General features: G+C 64.4%; 19 protein-coding genes, 2 tRNA genes and 1 pseudogene. 9 read left to right on the top strand and 13 right to left on the bottom strand.

Annotated features, from left to right (window positions below; all coding sequences use genetic code 11):
- Position 1: 1 nt before the first annotated feature.
- From MTX23_RS16660 to MTX23_RS16635, 6 genes are all read right to left on the bottom strand, one after another.
- Complete coding sequence (locus MTX23_RS16660) at positions 2-961, bottom strand: FkbM family methyltransferase (protein ID WP_280977754.1); 960 nt, start codon at positions 959-961, stop codon at positions 2-4.
- Positions 961-2157 (bottom strand): NADH-quinone oxidoreductase subunit D, encoded by a 1197-nt coding sequence (locus MTX23_RS16655; RefSeq protein ID WP_280977753.1) that lies wholly within the window; start codon positions 2155-2157, stop codon positions 961-963. Before MTX23_RS16655 ends, MTX23_RS16660 begins: the two co-directional genes overlap by 1 nt.
- Before the next feature lie 2 nt (positions 2158-2159).
- Positions 2160-2777 (bottom strand): NADH-quinone oxidoreductase subunit C, encoded by a 618-nt coding sequence (locus MTX23_RS16650; RefSeq protein WP_280977752.1) that lies wholly within the window; start codon positions 2775-2777, stop codon positions 2160-2162.
- Between the two features lie 11 nt (positions 2778-2788).
- A complete protein-coding gene (locus MTX23_RS16645) occupies positions 2789-3373 on the bottom strand; it encodes an NADH-quinone oxidoreductase subunit B (protein WP_280977751.1) in 585 nt (194 codons plus the stop codon).
- Entirely contained in the window at positions 3364-3729 is a 366-nt protein-coding gene (locus MTX23_RS16640) for an NADH-quinone oxidoreductase subunit A (protein WP_280977750.1), read from the bottom strand. The genes MTX23_RS16645 and MTX23_RS16640 overlap by 10 nt, the downstream gene beginning before the upstream one ends.
- Positions 3730-3943: 214 nt before the next feature.
- Positions 3944-4459, bottom strand: a complete 516-nt coding sequence (locus MTX23_RS16635; RefSeq protein ID WP_280977749.1) for a MarR family transcriptional regulator — start codon at positions 4457-4459, stop codon at positions 3944-3946.
- 131 nt (positions 4460-4590) lie between these two features.
- Here MTX23_RS16635 and MTX23_RS16630 point away from each other — a divergent pair, with 131 nt between their 5' ends.
- Positions 4591-5781: an aromatic ring-hydroxylating dioxygenase subunit alpha gene (locus tag MTX23_RS16630; protein WP_280977748.1), complete on the top strand. Its 1191-nt coding sequence runs from the start codon at positions 4591-4593 to the stop codon at positions 5779-5781.
- Positions 5782-5830: 49 nt separating this feature from the next.
- The gene (locus tag MTX23_RS16625) at positions 5831-7123 is read left to right on the top strand and encodes an MFS transporter (protein WP_280977747.1); all 1293 of its coding nucleotides are present in this window, start codon (positions 5831-5833) and stop codon (positions 7121-7123) included.
- Positions 7124-7243: 120 nt separating this feature from the next.
- Here MTX23_RS16625 and MTX23_RS16620 read toward each other — a convergent pair whose 3' ends face one another.
- Positions 7244-8257 (bottom strand): TRAP transporter substrate-binding protein, encoded by a 1014-nt coding sequence (locus tag MTX23_RS16620; protein WP_280978096.1) that lies wholly within the window; start codon positions 8255-8257, stop codon positions 7244-7246.
- Between the two features lie 199 nt (positions 8258-8456).
- Between MTX23_RS16620 and MTX23_RS16615 the strand changes: the two genes are divergently transcribed.
- From MTX23_RS16615 to MTX23_RS16605, 3 genes are all read left to right on the top strand, one after another.
- Positions 8457-8657, top strand: a complete 201-nt coding sequence (locus tag MTX23_RS16615; RefSeq protein ID WP_280977746.1) for a hypothetical protein — start codon at positions 8457-8459, stop codon at positions 8655-8657.
- A 211-nt stretch (positions 8658-8868) separates the two neighbouring features.
- On the top strand, positions 8869-9069 hold the full coding sequence (locus tag MTX23_RS16610; RefSeq protein ID WP_280977745.1) for a hypothetical protein: 201 nt from the start codon (positions 8869-8871) through the stop codon (positions 9067-9069).
- Between the two features lie 306 nt (positions 9070-9375).
- Positions 9376-10599, top strand: a complete 1224-nt coding sequence (locus tag MTX23_RS16605; RefSeq protein WP_280977744.1) for a hypothetical protein — start codon at positions 9376-9378, stop codon at positions 10597-10599.
- Positions 10600-10831: 232 nt separating this feature from the next.
- On the opposite strand, the gene MTX23_RS16600 is transcribed toward MTX23_RS16605, so the two are convergent.
- Positions 10832-10908, bottom strand: a tRNA-Asp gene (locus MTX23_RS16600).
- Between the two features lie 321 nt (positions 10909-11229).
- Here MTX23_RS16600 and MTX23_RS16595 point away from each other — a divergent pair.
- Together MTX23_RS16595 and pepT are read left to right on the top strand one after the other, a co-directional pair.
- Complete coding sequence (locus tag MTX23_RS16595; protein WP_016847738.1) at positions 11230-11529, top strand: HU family DNA-binding protein; 300 nt, start codon at positions 11230-11232, stop codon at positions 11527-11529.
- Positions 11530-11714: 185 nt separating this feature from the next.
- Positions 11715-12971: a peptidase T gene (pepT, locus tag MTX23_RS16590; protein ID WP_280977743.1), complete on the top strand. Its 1257-nt coding sequence runs from the start codon at positions 11715-11717 to the stop codon at positions 12969-12971.
- A 4-nt stretch (positions 12972-12975) separates the two neighbouring features.
- Here the strand turns inward: pepT and MTX23_RS16585 are convergent, their stop codons facing one another.
- The 5 genes and pseudogenes from MTX23_RS16585 to MTX23_RS16565 all read right to left on the bottom strand — a co-directional run bounded on the left by MTX23_RS16585 (position 12976) and on the right by MTX23_RS16565 (position 15223).
- A complete protein-coding gene (locus MTX23_RS16585) occupies positions 12976-13833 on the bottom strand; it encodes a class I SAM-dependent methyltransferase (protein WP_280977742.1) in 858 nt (285 codons plus the stop codon).
- Positions 13833-14138, bottom strand: coding sequence for a YciI family protein (locus MTX23_RS16580; protein WP_280977741.1), 306 nt, complete (start codon positions 14136-14138; stop codon positions 13833-13835). The genes MTX23_RS16585 and MTX23_RS16580 overlap by 1 nt, the downstream gene beginning before the upstream one ends.
- A gap of 23 nt (positions 14139-14161) precedes the next feature.
- Entirely contained in the window at positions 14162-14467 is a 306-nt protein-coding gene (locus MTX23_RS16575; RefSeq protein WP_280977740.1) for a hypothetical protein, read from the bottom strand.
- A gap of 220 nt (positions 14468-14687) precedes the next feature.
- Positions 14688-14764 (bottom strand) — tRNA-Val (locus MTX23_RS16570).
- Positions 14765-14819: 55 nt separating this feature from the next.
- Positions 14820-15223: pseudogene (locus MTX23_RS16565) on the bottom strand (GFA family protein).
- Positions 15224-15445: 222 nt separating this feature from the next.
- On the opposite strand from MTX23_RS16565, the gene MTX23_RS16560 reads away from it, so the two are divergent.
- The gene (locus MTX23_RS16560) at positions 15446-16114 is read left to right on the top strand and encodes a GntR family transcriptional regulator (protein WP_280977739.1); all 669 of its coding nucleotides are present in this window, start codon (positions 15446-15448) and stop codon (positions 16112-16114) included.
- 1 nt (position 16115) lies between these two features.
- A complete protein-coding gene (locus MTX23_RS16555) occupies positions 16116-17327 on the top strand; it encodes an MFS transporter (RefSeq protein WP_280977738.1) in 1212 nt (403 codons plus the stop codon).
- Positions 17328-17432 lie beyond the last annotated feature (105 nt).

The raw sequence follows: 17432 nt of genomic DNA, 5'->3' as shown, positions 1-17432 counted from the left end.
CTCATTGCACGCGGCGTGCGGCTTTGGCGTTCAGCGCATCGATCCGGTCTTGCCAGAAGGCGCTTGCGGTGCCGAACACGTTGTAGCCGATGTTGGTGGAAACCTTGATGCGATCGAGAATCGAGAGCTCGTTCACGGTCTCAAGGCGACGGGTGCGGCGGTCGAACACGGTCAGCTTCAGGGGTGTCTGCTCGAGGATGTAGCGGGACACGGTGTGCTTGCGGTCGCTGCCGTGCTCCTCGCAGAGCAGCACGCTGTCGGCTTCCATCAGCCGCCGGCCGCCCTTCATCGCATCGATCTCGACGCCCTCGACGTCGAGCTTCACCAGATACTTGCCCTCGGGCAAGACCTTTTGGTCCCTGATCAGATCATCGAGCGCGATGACCGGCACTTCCTCGCCGTTGGCGCTGTCGCCGGCAATGCTGAAGGCCTCGTGCTTGGTGCCGGACAACCGCGCCGTGCCGCGGCCGGCGCCGATCGCGCACTTCATGGTCTCGAAGCGATTGCCGTTGACGCGCGCATTGTTGGTGAGCTTCGCATAGTTCTGCTCCGACGGCTCGATCGCGATCGCCTTATGGGCGCCGAACGGCCTGCTCGACGCCAGCACCGACCAGTAGCCGTAGTTCGCGCCGCAATCGAGCAACGTATAGTCCACGTCGGCGGAGTCCTCGAACAGCAACTCGAGCTCATCCTCATAGGTGTAGTCGCGGTTGAGCAGCTTGCTCCAGTAGCCGTCGCCATACGGAAACTCGAACACCGCATCCTCGTTGAGCTTTACCGCGATGTCGCGCTCCGGCAGCGTCTTGCGCAGCAGGTTGGCGCACGCGATGTAGCCCATATGCGAGAAATGCGAGGAGATCTTAGCGCCCGTCGCCAGCGCCAGCGCAGCCGTCCGCTCCCAGGCGTTGGCCCCTTCCAGGGCGCCCGAGGCACGGTCAAACTGAATGGGCCGCTGCGCCATCACCGATCGACCTCTCCAAACACGATATCGAGCGAGCCGAGAATCGCCGAGACGTCGGCAAGCAGATGGCCCCGGCAGACGTGATCCATCGCCTGCAGATGGGCGAAGCCCGGCGCGCGGATCTTGCACTTGTAGGGCTTGTTGGTGCCGTCGGCGACCAGATAGACGCCGAACTCGCCCTTCGGCGCTTCGACCGCAGCATAGACCTGGCCGGCCGGCACGTGCACGCCCTCGGTATAGAGCTTGAAGTGATGGATCAGCGCTTCCATCGAACGCTTCATCTCGCCCCGGCGCGGCGGCGCGATCTTGTTGTCCTCGACCACGACCGGCCCCTGCCCGTCGCGGGCTTTGAGCTTCTCGATGCACTGCTTCATGATGCGCACCGACTGGCGCATCTCTTCCATGCGGATCAGGTAGCGGTCATAGCAGTCGCCGTTCTTGCCGATCGGGATGTCGAAATCCATCTCGGCGTAGCACTCATAGGGCTGTGCCTTGCGCAGATCCCAGGCCGCGCCCGAGCCGCGCACCATCACGCCGGAGAAGCCCCACTCCCAGGCTTGCGTCAGCGGCACCACGCCGATGTCGACGTTGCGCTGCTTGAAGATACGGTTGCCGGTAAGCAGCGTATCGAGATCATCGACCACCTTGAGGAACGGATCGCACCACGCCTCGATATCGTCGATCAGCTTCGGCGGCAGGTCCTGGTGCACGCCGCCGACGCGGAAGAACGCCGCGTGCATGCGCGAGCCCGAGGCGCGCTCGTAAAACACCATCAGCTTCTCGCGCTCTTCGAAACCCCACAGCGGCGGGGTCAGCGCGCCGACGTCCATCGCCTGCGTGGTGACGTTGAGCAGATGGGAGAGGATGCGGCCGATCTCGCAATAGAGCACGCGGATCAGCTGGCCGCGGCGCGGCACCGTGATGCCGAGAAGCTTCTCCGCCGCGAGGCAGAACGCATGCTCCTGGTTCATCGGCGCGACGTAGTCGAGCCGGTCGAAATACGGAATCGCCTGCAGATAGGTCTTGTGCTCGATCAGCTTCTCGGTGCCGCGGTGAAGCAGGCCGATATGCGGATCGACGCGCTCGACGACCTCGCCATCCAATTCGAGCACAAGACGGAGCACGCCGTGTGCCGCAGGATGCTGCGGACCAAAGTTAATCGTGAAGTTACGAAGATTTTGCGGTTGCTCGTTCATGATCAGGCCTTCGGCTCCGCCTTCGCCTTCTCATCGCCCGGCAGCGGATAGTCCGCGCCTTCCCACGGCGAGAGGAAATCGAACTTGCGGAATTCCTGGTTGAGCCGGACCGGCTCGTACAGCACCCGCTTCTCCTGGTCGTCGTAGCGGACCTCGACGAAGCCGGTGAGCGGGAAATCCTTGCGCAGCGGATGGCCGTCGAAACCGTAGTCGGTCAGCAACCGGCGCATGTCCGGATGGCCGGCGAAGATCACGCCGTAGAGATCGTAGGTCTCGCGCTCGAACCAGTCGGCGCCCGGGAAGACGCCGATGATCGACGGCACCTGCGTGGTCTCGTCGGCCTCGGCGCGCAGCCGGATGCGGGCGTTCAGCGTCGGCGACAGCAGATGATAGACGACGTCGAAGCGCTTTTCGCGGCCGGGATAGTCGACCGCGGTCACGTCGGTGATGTTGACGAAGCGGCAGTTGGGATCGTCGCGCAAAAAGGTCACGACCTCCACAATCTTGCCCACCTCGACGTCGACAGTGAGTTGGTTGAACGCAACCGAGTGCGCCGTGGCGGCGCCCGGAAGCGCGCTCACGATCGTCTGCCCAAGGGCGTCGAGCTTGCCGTCGTCCATGACGTTAAACCTTAGCGTTCGATAGTGCCGATGCGGCGGATCTTCTTCTGCAGCAGCAGCACGCCGTAGAGCAGCGCCTCCGCCGTGGGCGGGCAGCCCGGCACGTAGATGTCGATCGGCACGATGCGATCGCAGCCACGCACCACCGAATAGGAATAGTGGTAGTAGCCGCCGCCATTGGCGCAGGAGCCCATCGAGATGACGTAGCGCGGCTCCGGCATCTGGTCGTACACCTTGCGCAACGCCGGCGCCATCTTGTTGGTCAAGGTGCCCGCGACGATCATCACGTCGGACTGCCGCGGCGAGGCGCGTGGCGCAAATCCGAAGCGCTCGACGTCGTAGCGCGGCATCGACACCTGCATCATCTCGACCGCGCAGCAAGCGAGACCGAAGGTCATCCACATCAACGAGCCGGTCCGCGCCCAGGTGATCAGGTCGTCGGCGGCAGCCACGAAGAAGCCCTTGTCGGACAGTTCATGATTGACCTCGAGGAAAAACGGGTCGTTGGCGCCGACCGGCTTGCCGGTCGACGGATCAAGAATGCCCTTCGGAGCCGGCGCGATCGCCGGCTGTAGCGCGGTGGGGCTCAATCCCATTCGAGCGCACCTTTCTTCCATTCATATGCAAACCCGACCGTCAGCACGGCCAGAAACACCATCATCGACCAGAAGCCGGTCGCACCCAGCTTTCCGAACGCCACGGCCCAGGGGAACAGGAACGCCACTTCGAGGTCGAAGATGATGAAGAGGATCGCCACCAGGTAGAAGCGGACGTCGAACTTCATGCGAGCGTCGTCGAAAGCGTTGAATCCGCATTCATAGGCGGACAGCTTTTCCGGATCCGGTTGCTGGAACGCGAGCAGGAAGGGCGCGATCAGGAGCGCCAAACCGATCAGGCTCGCTACCCCAACAAAGACCACAAGTGGGAGATAATTCTGCAGGATGCCGCTCATCGGCGAAGCCTTCTTGCTGCGGTTTCGGACGTGCCGCAGATTCGTTGATTGGAATTGTTCTTGAGGCTTTAGCGCAGCGCAACAGGGGGCGCAAGACAAGCAATTTTGACGCTTTTACCGCCCTCCCCGCAGGCTCCGGGCCCGATCCGGCGGTACGCTTGCCTCTTTGGGGTAACGCCGCGGCGGCGCTTTGGTGCCCTGCACTGTTCCCAGATCAGCCCCGCTCTTTCTCGGCAGCGAGCATCTCGGCGGCCGTCGCGGTCAGGCGATCGATATGACCGAGCAGACGCTCCAGATCTTCCGGGTTGAGCTGTTCCAGCAGGCGGCGGTTGCGCTCCTGCGCGCCGGCGACGATGGCGTCATGCGCGGCCAGCCCGGCCTTGGTCAGCGACACCAGCGTCTCGCGATTGTCCCGCGGATTGACCGCCTTGGCCACCAGCTTGCGCGCGACCAGCTCGGCAAGCGCCCGGCTGATCTGGCCCTTGTCCATGCCGACGGCTTCCGCGAGCCTGACCACGCTCATCGGCGGCCGCCGGCCGAGCGAGGCGACCAGGCCGAACTCGACCGAGGACAGCCCGGCGAGGCGCTTGTAGCGCAGCATGGCGCCGCGCTTGAGCAGGTTCGCTAGCACCATCAGCCGCGACGACATCATGGCGGTGATCGGCGCCAGTTCCGCGTCCACGACGATCTCCGGCGGTATCGCCCTTCCGGTCTTCAGTTTCTCGGTCATCGGCCAACCTCTGCCAACAAAGGCGCGCGCTGCCAACCTAACCGATATCGTTGACATTGTCATCGATCTATCGTTGACTTAGTCAACGCATAACGACCGCGGCCACCAGGCTAGCGGCAGGAGGAAACAGCATGACGATCACCCAGCGGGACCGCGACCTCGGCACGGCCTATGCCATGAAGCCGTCCACCACCCGGACCGAGCTCACCTCGGTCGTCCGCGGCACGCCGATGGGCGAACTGCTGCGCCGCTACTGGCACCCGATCGGTCTCTCCAGCGACGCCACCGATATCCCCAGAAAAGTGCGCGCGCTCGGCGAGGACCTCATCCTCTTTCGCGCCAAGCATGGCCGGGTCGGCCTGCTGCATGCCCGCTGCTGCCATCGCGGCACCACGCTCTATTACGGCAAGGTCGAGGAAGACGGCATCCGCTGCTGCTATCACGGCTGGAAATTCGACACCGAGGGCCACTGCCTCGAGCAGCCCTGCGAGCCCGACGGCGGCCGCTTCAAGGACAAGGTGCGCCAGCCCTGGTATCCGGTGCAGGAGCGCTACGGCCTGATCTTCGCCTATATGGGGCCATCCGAGAAAATGCCGGTGCTGCCGCGCTACGAATGTCTCGAGACCATGGACGACGGCGAGTTCGTCGAGGCCGACGATTCCTCGATCGGCGGCGGCGGCCCCGCGGTCATCCCCTGCAACTGGCTGCAGCATTTCGAGAACGTGGTCGATCCCTACCACGTGCCGGTGCTGCACGGCTCGTTCAGCGGGCCGCAGTTCACCACCATGATGGCCTCGATGCCGGAGGTGAAGTTCGAGATGTCGCCGCGCGGCGTCGCGGTGCGCTCGATCCGCAGGCAGGACGACGGCAAGGTGTTCTATCGCGTCACCGAGGCTGCCCTCCCCACGCTGCGCGTGGTGCCCAATCCGCGCGTCGCCCAGTTCGCCCGGGTGGAATCGATCGGCTGGACGCTGCCGATCGACGACACCTCGTTCCGCATTTATGTCGCGGGCCGGGTCAAGAACGCCGGCGACATCGGCCGGATGCGCTCGAAGTTCAACGGCAAGTTCTGGTGGGACATGACGGAAGCCGAGCACCAGCAATTCCCGGGTGATTACGAGGCACAGGTCGGCCAGGGCGCGCAGACGATCCATTCGGAGGAGCATTTCGGCCAGAGCGACCGCGGCATCCTGATGATCCGCCGCATGCTCTCTGACCAGCTCGAAGCGCTGGCGGCCGGCCGCGACCCGATCGGGGTGTCGTTCGACGCCGACGCCAGGCCGGTCGAATTCGAAGCGGGGAACTATATCCGCGAGGCCTAGGGCCCGCGCTCGAGCGAACAAAGCAGAAAAACATGTCGGGGGGAAAGCCATGGTCGAACTCGCACCGCGCGCGGCCGCGCAGGCACAGGAAGGCGCAAGGCCTACGGCCCGGCGCTATTACGTGCTCGGGCTGCTCACGATCATCTACGCCCTCAACTTCCTCGATCGCACGATTTTCAACGTGCTGATCGAGCCGATCAAGAAGGAGTTCACCCTCAGCGACACCACGATGGGCCTGCTCGCGGGCTTCGGCTTCGTGCTGTTCTATTCGCTGCTGGGCATTCCGATCGCGCGGATGGCGGACCGGCTGAACCGCCGCAACATCGTCGCCTGCGCCTTCGCGTTCTGGAGCGCGATGACCTATCTCTGCGGCATGGCCTCCAGCGTCACCACGCTGGCGCTCGCCCGGATCGGTGTCGGCATTGGCGAGTCGGCAGGCACGCCGGCGTCGCAGTCGATGATTGCCGATCTCTTCGACAAGAACGAGCGTCCGCGCGCGCTCGGCATCTATGCGATCGGCACCTATCTCGGCGTCTTCCTCGGCTATTTCATCGGCGGCTACATCAACCAGCACTATGGCTGGCGCACCGCGTTCTTTTCCGCCGGCCTCCCCGGGATCGCGCTCGCCGCGGTGCTGTGGCTGACCATCTCCGAGCCGAAGCGCGGCGCGATGGCCGAGACGTTCAAGGCCGAACCGATCGGCCCGACGCTGCGCTTCCTCGGCGCCCAGCCGAGCTTCGTGATCGTGCTAGTCGGCTTCTGCCTGACGACCTACACGAACTACGCTACGGCGGTATGGATCCCGCCGTTCCTGGCGCGCATCCATCACCTCTCGAGCGCCGAGATCGGCACCTATGCCGGCACCTTCAAGGGCCTCGCGGGGATGGCCGGCACGCTCGTCGGCGGCATCGTGGTCGCGCGCATCAGCTGCCGCGACGACCGCTGGAAACTATGGGCGCCCGCGATCATGTCCGGCCTCGCCGGCCCCGTCGTCGCACTGTGCATGCTGACGCTGAGCTTCCCACTGATGGTCGCGGCGCTGGCGCTGACCTCGTTCCTGGTCGGCTTCCATCTCGGTCCGATCTTTGCGATCGCCCAGACGGTCGCCAAACCCAGCATGCGCGCGCTGGCCTCGGCGATCGTGCTCCTGACCGCGACCTGCTTCGGCCAGAGCGTCGGCCCCCTTGCGGTCGGCATGATCAACGACGCGCTGAAGGGCACCTACGGCGTCGACGCGGTTCGCTACTCGCTGCTGTCGGCGGCGGTCACGACCGCGCTCGGCGCGCTCCTGTTCGTCTGGGCCGCGCGCTGGATCCGATCCGATATCAAGCGGGCGGCCTGACGGCCTCAATCTGCCATGAAGGCGAGCAGGTCGGACACCAGGCGCTCGCCATGCGTCAGCGCGCGATTACGCGTCAGGTAATCACACGCACGATGCATGAGCCCGTACGGCGTTGCGCCGTCAGGTCAGCTTGCCGGTATATTTCTCCAGCATCGCCCAGGCGTCCGCGCCGTAGGTTTTCTGCCACTGCGTGTAGAAGCCTGCTTTCACCAACGCGGCCCTGAACTGCACGTGATCGAGCTTGTTGAACGTCATGCCCTTGTTCGTCAGCTCGGCCTGCAGCGAGCGATCCATCTCGACGAGGTCGGCTCGCTCCTTCACCGCCGCCGCGTCGAAGGCCGCATTGACGATCTCGAGCAGATCGGGCGGCAGGCTCGCCATCGCGCGGCGGTTGCCGAGGATCCAGTAGCCGCTCCAGCAATGGTTCGAGAGAGCGCAATATTTCTGCACCTCGTAGAGCTTGCCGGTCGATACCTGCGCCAGCGGATTCTCCTGCCCTTCGACGATGTGTGTCTGCAGGGCCGAATAGAGCTCGCTGTAGCTGATGCTCGACGGCAGCGCGCCGAGGCCGGAGAACAGCGAGGTCAGCAGCGCGGTCACGGGCACGCGGATCTTGAAGCCCTTGAGATCGTCGACGCTGTAGAGTTGCCGGCTCGACGACGAGGTGATCTGGCGGAAGCCGTTGTCCCAGACTTTCTTCATCGGCGCCACGCCGGTCTTGGTGATCGCCTCGCGCACGAGGTCGCCGACCCCGCCGTCCATCGCCGCCCAGACCCGGTCATAGGACTGGAACGCAAAGCCGACGCTCGGCAGGCCCGACATCGGCACCAGCGTCGACAGCGTCATGCTCGGCGCAGCCAATAGCTCGATACCGCCGGCCCGGACCTGCGACAGCATCTCGGGGTCGCCGCCGAGCTGGCTGTTGGCGAACACCGTGATGTTGACCCGACCGGACGACTGCGCGCCGACCGCCTTCGCGGCTTCGGTCAGGCGGATAGTTAGCGGATGAGTTTCTGGAGTGTTGACGCCGAGCTTGAAATCGAACTCGGTGGCGGCAAGACCGGGTTTACCGAGCATTGCGGCCGCGATCGCCGCCGAGCCGGCTCCCAACAGACCCCTGCGGGTCATATTCATTGTTTTCATTATTGTTTTTCTCCCAAGCGCATCGCAGCGCCTAGGCCAGTTTCGGCTCTCCGGCAACGTCGCGCAAGCGGCGGGGAAACCAATCCACCGGCGCGACGAAACCATTTCGGGGAGGCCACGAAACGATCCGGAAACAGATGGCGCTTACGACTATCGCCAACAGGCGGCGCATAGACGCCCGGAGGCGACCATGAACCACTCGATCCAATCAGCGGACCGCGCGACCCACCTTAAGATTGTGGTCGTTGCCATCGTGGCCGGCATCGCGGTCGCGGCTTTGAGCATTTCGGCCCGGAACAACGCGGACTTCACCCAGACGGCGCAGACCCAAGTCATCAAGGCTGGCAAGCCGGTCGCGATCACCTCGTCGGGGACCTCGACCGTGCGCTGACATCGTCCAGGCTACTGCAGACAAAAAGGGCCGCCTGCTGGCGGCCTTTTTGTTTGCGCCCCCCTCGCCTGCGACGCACTCCGCGGTCACCGCCTCGCCTGCGCGCAGCATTAACGGCGATCTAACGCAGTCATTCGATTGCGATCCGCTCCGCGACCGCGGTCTTAAAAGTTGTCGGCTAAGGTCGGCGTCAATAGGGGCGCAGGCCAAAATGAATTTGCAGCAGCAGATCGCAACCACCGGATTCAAGATCATCTGCACCGATTGCGGCAGCCTGTCGATCAAGCTGACCGACCCGGTGCACGCGTCCGACGACACGCTGATCGAATGCCGTCAATGCAGCGCAATCCGCGGCACGATGGCGGACCTGCACGTCCTGGCGCGGCGCGGCCGCGACCTCTTCGAGTTCTAGCTCGGGAGCCGGTCGACGCTGCCGCAGCGTCACGCGGCATCCCGCCGCCTGGTTCGGACAGCCGAATCACTTGTTCGCCAATGCTGCGCGCAACACCGAGCAGACCGAAGCGCGCCATTCGGCGGAGGCCCGGCACCCCGGATAATTACGGAGCGTGAGCGAGAAATCCCCTCTCCAACCAATGAAAGCTGTGGTCTCGCGAGCGCGCCGTTCAGAAACACAGAAACAAAAGCTCGATTTTGCTTAACTTGCTCCGCCTGCACTTGCTGGCTAACTCTCGCTTGTTCTTTGGGGCGGAACGGGCCGATGAAACTGACGCGCGATGACCTGCTTGTCGGGGTCACAATCCTCGGATTTTGCGTCGTCAGCATCGTTTCGATGATGGCCTGCGGGCATGCCTTTCCGGCGATGCACTTATGGCGGTCCGACAGCATCACCGCGCAAGCCATGCTCGGCACGGCCGTAATGCTTGTCTTCGTCCCGGCGTTCGTCGCCGCGCGCTTCTGCTTCGGCTATATCGTGGCCTTCTTCCTGCTCTCTGCAGTGTTCGGCTTCGCCTGGCTGAGCTTCTTCACCGGGTTCGACTATGCCCACGCCGTGGCGCGTTGGGCCATGATCGCCGCGCTCGCCGCAGCGATGCTGCCTCTCATGTTCGTGGATCTTCAGATCTGGCGGCCCGAATTGTCGGAAGCGGCCATGAACCGGATCGCCGTCATTCTGTTCGGAACGTCTCTCGCTGTGTTGATGATTGACATCTCCTATGGTGCCCGCTTCGGCGATCCGTATGGGCCTGCCCGGAGCGCAATCACGCGACCGGCGCCGTTGAACTATCTCATCGGGATCATCATCGGAGCCATTCTGCCATATCTGTTTGCGCATTGTGCAACGCGCAGCCGATGGATAGTGGCAATCGGCGTGCTGTCGTTTGCGCTTTGCTTCTATCCGGTGGTCAACAACAAGACCGTGCTTCTGTTGCCGATCTGGCTGCCGTTTCTGTTCTGGCTGTTCGGCCACTTCAGCCCGCGGCTCGCCACCGTGCTTGCGCTTCTCGTACCGATGATCATCGGCCTTGCGGCCTTCCTGTTTCTTGCCGTCGACAAGAACTACCTGGTGTTCAGCGTGATCAACCTGCGCTTCGTCGCGATTCCGTCGTTGGCGCTTGATCACTATGCCGGCTTCTTCGCCCACCGCGAGCTGACCCACTTCTGTCAGATATCCATCCTGCGACACCTGGTCGGCTGCGCCTATGGCGAACTCGGACCGGAGTTCGCAGCGGTCTATCGGGACGGCAACTTCAACGCCTCCTTCCTTGCGACGGAAGGTATCGCGTCGGTCGGTCTGGTGTTGGCTCCGGTAGCGGCTTTCGTCTGCGGCCTGATCCTCTCCATCGGATCGGCGGTCTCGCGGCACCTGTCGCCGCGCTTCATCGCCGTTTCATCCGGCGTTGCGGTTCAGACGATCATGAACGTGCCGATGACAACCGGGCTTCTGACCGACGGAATTGCCCTGCTGTTCCTCTCTGGTGGCTGACACCGGAATGGCGCCCGGCGCTCGCCCGTAGCCCCGAGCCGGCCGTTCAGCCGGTCGACGTCGTCATTGCCGCTGCATCCGGATTTTTGCCGCAGCTCAGTACGCGGCCGTTCGAGCAGGCCGATCCGGTGAACGTCGAGTTGGCGAAGGAACCGAGGAGAACAACCGCGCGATCGGCACCGCGCAACGGCGCGCCACCGAGGGGATCGTGCTGCTAAGTCATTGAAAAAACTGGCGCGAGAGACGGGACTCGAACCCGCGGCCTCCGCCGTGACAGGGCGGCGCTCTAACCAACTGAGCTACTCCCGCGGATGCCGATCACAGGACTGATCCGCGCAGGACCGAGGGCATAAAGGCCCTCATCCCGTTAGTCAAGGACGTTGCAAATCTCCACACAAGGGAGCTGTTTTCCGCGTCGTCTGCGCGGATTGCGGCCTGTTTTCAGCCGAACCGGCGTAGTCAGCGAAGCCCCGAATCAAATAAGGCCTGATACATCTTGGTTTCCTGACGCCGATCCGGCTTCGCCCTTATCGGCACCGATGGTTTCAGGACTCTTCCGGACGCGTTTTCCTGGCGCGGACTGCGCGCCATTGGCGCGAAAGCATCATCCAGCAACGAGGAGGGCCACACATGGCGAAAAAAGCAGCGACCCCGGCGACGATCACGCTGAAGCACCTGGCGGCGGCCATCGCCGAGGAGCAGGAACTGTCCAAGAAGCAGGCCGAGGCGATCCTGACCGACATGGTCACCCGGATCACCAAGCACCTCAAGAAGGGCGAGCGGATCCGCATTGTTGGGCTCGGCATCCTCCAAGTCCGCAAGCGCGCCGCCCGCATGGGCCGCAACCCCGCCACCGGCGAGCAGATCCACATCAAGGCCAGCAAGAAGGTCGCCTTCCGCGCCGCCAAGGAGCTCAAGGAAGCCGTCTAGGCCGCAGTTTCAGGGCCTGCCCAAGGCGCCATTCCGGATCGCGACGCGGCCCCGGAATGGCGCTTTTCTGTTACAGACCCTAGCTAGATAGAGAATTCATCTTTCGACGCGTTTTCTTCATGCGAACCGGATCCGCTTCGTTCGAGAAACGCGCCCTTTCCATTCCTTTACTTTGCGCGGTCGTCATGCTGGCACCGGTTCTCGACTTCAAGCACACCGTCACTGAGCGCTTCCTGCGCTATGTCGTGATCGACACCCAGTCCGATCCCGATTCGCCGACCTGCCCCTCCACCGAGAAACAGAAGAATCTCGGCCGTCTCCTGGTCTCCGAGCTGCAGGCGATGGGGATATCGGATGCCCATCTCGACGCGCACGGCTATGTCTACGCGACGATCCCGGCCAACACCGACAAGCAGGTTCCGGTGATCTGCTTCTGCTCGCATATGGACACCTCGCCCGACTGCACCGGCAGGGACGTCAAGCCGCAGATCGTGCAGGACTACCGCGGCGGCGACATCGTGCTGCCGGCCGATCCCTCGCAGGTGATCCGCGCCGCGGAGCATGAGGCGCTGGCCGGCCAGATCGGCAACGACATCATCACCACCGACGGCACCACCCTGCTCGGCGCCGACAACAAGGCTGGTGTCGCCGAGATCATGGATGCCGCACACTTCTTCGTCAGCAATCCAAAGGTGAAGCACGGCACGATCAAGATCCTGTTCACGCCCGACGAGGAGATCGGCCGCGGCGTCGACAAGGTCGATATCAAGAAGCTCGGCGCCGATTTCGGCTACACCATGGACGGCGAGAGCGCGGGCCATATCGAGGACGAGACCTTCTCCGCCGACGGCGCCAGCATCATTATCGAGGGCGTCGCGACCCATCCCGGCTTCGCCAAGGGCAGGATGGAGCACGCAATCAAGATTGCCGCTGCAATCGTCGAGCGCCTGCCGAAGGATACCTGCTCACCCGAGACCACCGAGGGCAAGGAAGGCTTCCTGCATCCGGTCGCGATCTCGGGCGCGCTGGAGAAGGCGCGGATCGACTTCATCGTGCGCGATTTCACCTCGGATGGGCTCAAGCAGAAGGAAGCGCTGCTCGAAGCCATCGTGAAGGATGTCATGAAGGCCTATCCGCGCTCGACCTACCGCATGGAGGTCAGGGAGCAGTACCGCAACATGAAGCAGGTGATCGACCGTCACCCCGAGGTCGTCACCTACGCGATCGAGGCGATCAAGCGCGCTGGCCTGACGCCGGTGAAGGCCTCGATCCGCGGCGGCACCGACGGCTCGCGGCTGTCGTTCATGGGCCTGCCCTGCCCCAACATCTTCGCCGGCGAACACGCCTTCCACTCGCGGCTGGAATGGGTGAGCCGGCAGGACATGGAAAAGGCCGTGCAGACCATCGTGCATCTGGCGATGATCTGGGAAGAGCGGGCCTAACGTCTCAGGCCCGCGCCGTCACGATCCAGATCGCGGCGGGCAGCAGCACGGAGTCGCCCTTCGCGAACGGCGTCAGCGCCTCGCGGATCGAGGTGATGGCGGCGGCCCGCACGTCATCGGGATGTCCTTCCAGCGCGCGGCTGGCCGGGCCGATCTCCAGCGCGCCCTGCACCGCAGCGTCCAGGCCGCGCCCGATCGCGACGTCGAGCTCGAGCCGGCACGGCTCCATCGCGATACCGGAAAACCCGGCTTCGCCGAGGATGCGGTTGACACGCGCCTCGGACGCGAACGAAAACGGACCTGGATCTTCGGGACCAAGCTGCGGCAGCTTCGGCACGTGCTTGTAGACAGCCTGCAGCGACGTCATGAAGAAAGGATTCTCACGCGGCTCCTTCCAGCAGGCGAAGGCGAGCCGTGCCGATCGCTTCAACGCCTTGCGCAAATTGGCAAACGACACTGCGGGCTCGGCAAAGAACATCACGCCGAAGCGCGATGTGAGCAGGTCGAAACTCGCGGGATCGAACGGATAAACCGTGGCATCGGCGAGCGCGTAGTCGACCGGCGCATCCTGCGGCGTGCTCTGCCGCGCCCGCTCCAGCATCGGCCCCGACACATCGACGCCGAACACATGGCCCGACGGCCCCACCTTGTTCGCCAACGCGTTCGTAGACGCGCCGCTGCCGCAGCCGACATCGAGCACGCGCTCGCCGGCAGTCGGCTTCGCGCGATCGACCAGCAGATCGAGCACCGGCTTGAGCACGATGTCCTGCGCGGCCTGCCGTGCAGCCCAGCGCTGGCCGCCCGGCCCGTTCCAATACGCGATCTGATCAGCGTTACGCTCGTGACCTTGCGCGGCGTCCATCAGCAGGTCTCTCTTGTTGCGGCACGCAGCATCGGCATCACCTGATAAATGAAGCCGGCATTGGCCTTCGTGGCTGGATCGTTGGCGATGATCTCATGCGGATCGGCATCGTCAGGCAGTTGCAGCACGCCCAATCCCCAGACGCCGGCGGGATCAGCCACCGGCCCGAAGATCAGCGCCTTGCCGGCGCGCAACAATTCGCCGCAATAGGCGACATGCGCCTGCATGATCTCGGCCTCGCGCGGCGTCATGTCCTGCGGAAAAGTCGGGCGCGGACCGGTCAATTTGCAAACGTAATGCTTCATGGACCTGGCCCCTGTCTCGCGGATCAGTTGGCGGAGGCGCTCGCCGGTTTGGCCTGCTTCGGCGCGGCCGTTTTCGCGGCTGACTTGGCGTGCGCCTTGGGTGCTGCTTTCGGAGCGTTATCGCTGCGGGCGATCCCCCACGGATCGACCGGCTTCTGGTCCGGCACACTGTTGATTGCGCGCTGATAGGCCCGCTGCGCCCGCTGCTCGTTGGCCAGGTCCGCCGGCGACTTGTCGATCTCCTCCCGATATCTCTGAACATGGTCCTGCGCCAACGCGGGTCCGGCGATGAAGGCGGTCAGGAGAATGGCGGCGGCGACTGTGCGCATGGATCGAGTTCCGGTTGGGCGGCGAACGGAAACATATCATCGCGCCAATAGCGGCGGCAATTTGTGCGGCGGGAATCGCGACAGTCAGGTGGATGATGAGCCGGTCCGCCTGCGCTCTTCGAGCTTCGGCGTGACAGCCTTCGCCCTGCGGCAACGAGCACGTGGCAACTTTTGCCGCGAAGGCTGGCCTGCCCAGCCGTAGCCCGTGAGGTGCGAAGGCTGGTAGGCGGCGAGAGATTCGAACTCCCGACCCTCTCGGTGTAAACGAGATGCTCTAACCAGCTGAGCTAGCCGCCCTTACCTGCCGCGCCTCTTTAGCCTCGCCGACCCCCGCGGTGCAAGGTCGATGGCTCTAATCCGTCGGGCGCCCCGGCAATCCCGCGAGATCGTTGATCCAAGGCGCGGCCGAGTGGCACCAGATCTGGCGTTTCGGCGTCAGTCGGTCGCGCTGGCGGATGCTGCCCCAGCGAATGCCCCAGTCGTCGGGCCCGCCGTCCTCGCCGCTCGTGAACAGGGGGGAACCGCAATCGCCGCAAAAGTGCTGGAAACGGGTCCGGCAGTTGTCGCCCTTCTTCCCGTACATTTTCGGCGCCCGCCCGGTCAGCCGCACCTGCTCGGCGGCGCAGATCACGGTGACGCGGTAAGGCGATCCGGTGAGCGTCTGACAGTCCGTACAGTGGCAGATCGACACCCGCTCCGGATCGATCTCAGCCTGATAGGTCACCGCCCCGCAGTGGCTCGCCCGTCGATCTGCATGTCTGCCTCCTGTCGTTGCTGCAACGAAGATAGGGCGCGCACCGTTACTCCACCACGCGCGGCTGGTCCCGCCCACAAGGGGTGACGAACCGCGCGTCGTCCCCCACTCAATCCGACGGCATGCTGTTTCGGTATCCCAAGTATGCCTTGTTTGGGATACCATCCCGGGATATGTTGCTCATCCAAAACCCGCCATCCATCCTCTCGTCTGGACCACCCGCCATGTCGCAGATGCTTCAGATCCACGACCAGCTCCGCGAGATGATCCTCTCGCTCGACCTCGGCCCGGGCGAGCGACTGACGGAACGGTGGCTGGAGAGCCGCTTCGAGGGATCGCGCACGCCGATCCGCGCGGCGCTGGTGCGGCTCGAAGGCGAAGAACTGGTCCGGCGCGACGGCCGCAATTGGATTGTTGCCCCGATCGATCTCGGCGAACTGGAAGCCCTCGCCGAGTTCCGCGTGCCGCTGGAGACGACCGCGGTCCGCCTCGCCTGCGCGCGGGCCAGCGAGGCCGATATCGCCGGGATCGAAGGCATGCTCGACGCCTGCCAGTCGGGTGCGCCTCGCGAGGAGTGGCACCGCGTCGGCACTGATTTCCACGTCGAGATCGCGCGGCTCTCGGGCAATCCCTTCATCGTCAAGGCGATCGCGGGCGCCATGACCCGGCTGTCGCGGGCGCGCTGGCTGGAAGTGTGGACCGAGCCCTCGCGCGAGCAGGCTTGGCGCGAGCACCGCCGCATCCTCGGCTTCATCAAGAACAACGAGCCCGACGCCGCCGCGCGCGAGGCGGCCGACCACATCAGCGACACCCGCGATCGGCTGCTCCGTTCGCTGAACGAGGATCGCCGCGGCCTGCGGGCGCGCGGCTTTGCCGTGATCGGGCTACGCTGACATGGACGCGGAAGTTGATCGCGAGGCAATCCTCGACGCCGGCCCCTGGAAGCGCAACCTGATCGTTTGTCTGTTCGGCTCCTTCACCACGATCGTGGCGATGACGCTGCTGCTGCCGTTCCTGCCGCTCTATGTCGAACAGCTTGGCGTGACCGATCATGCGGCCATCGTGCAGTGGTCGGGCGTCGCCTATGGCGCGACCTTCTTCAGCGCCGCGTTGACCGCGCCGCTGTGGGGGCGGCTCGCCGACCGTTACGGCCGCAAGCTGATGCTGATCCGCGCCAGCCTCGGCATGGCCATCGCGATGTCGCTGATCGGCATGGCGCACAACGTCTATGAACTGGTCGGACTGCGGCTCTTGACCGGCTTGCTCGGCGGCTACGCCTCGGGCTCGACCGTGCTGGTCGCGGCGCAAACGCCGAAAGCACGCTCCGGCTGGGCGATCGGCGTGCTGTCCGCCGGCATCATGGCCGGCAGCCTGGTTGGCCCGCTGGTCGGAGGCATCCTGCCGCCCCTGATCGGCATCCGCTCGACCTTCTTCATCGCCGGCGGCGTCATCTTCTTCACCTTCCTCGGCACGACCTTCCTGATCCGCGAGGGAGTTCGGCCACAGGCGGCGCGCGGGAGCAAATCGCGCGGCGGCTGGGCGCTCCTTCCGGACAAGCGCCCGGTCCTCGCGATGTGGATGACGGGCCTGTTGCTGATGGTTGCCAACATGTCGATCGAGCCGATCATCACGGTCTATGTCGCCCAACTGGTCGAAGCATCGCAGGTGACGTTTATCGCGGGCCTCGTGATGTCGGCGGCGGCGTTCGGCAGCCTGTTGTCCTCGTCTCACCTAGGCAAACTCGCTGATCGCGTCGGCCATTGGCGGATCATCATCGTGTGCCTTGCCGTCTCGGCGCTGCTGCTGGTCCCGCAGGCCTTCGTGGTCAGCGGGTGGCAACTGATCCTGCTGCGCTTCCTGATGGGCCTCGCGCTCGGCGGCCTGCTGCCGTGCATCGCAAGCGTCATCCGGCACAATGTGCCCGACACTGTCACGGGCAGCATGCTGGGCTATTCGGTGTCGGCGCAGTACGCGGGCCAGGTGATCGGCCCCCTCGCCGGCGGCTTCATCGGCGGACATATCGGCATGCGCGCGGTTTTCCTGGGAACGAGCGTGCTGATGGCGTGTGGGGCGATCGGCAATTTCATCGTCGAGAAGCGAAAGTAATCCGGCGCTCGTCGCATTCGACGGATGCGAGACGCCGGACAAAAGAGCCGTCAAAACAAAAACGGCGCCCGAAGGCGCCGTTTGATTGCTTTCTGTCGGAGCTCG

The organism is Bradyrhizobium sp. ISRA436 (assembly GCF_029910015.1).
GTDB lineage: Bacteria > Pseudomonadota > Alphaproteobacteria > Rhizobiales > Xanthobacteraceae > Bradyrhizobium.
This window is presented reverse-complemented; position numbering and strand designations above follow the sequence as displayed.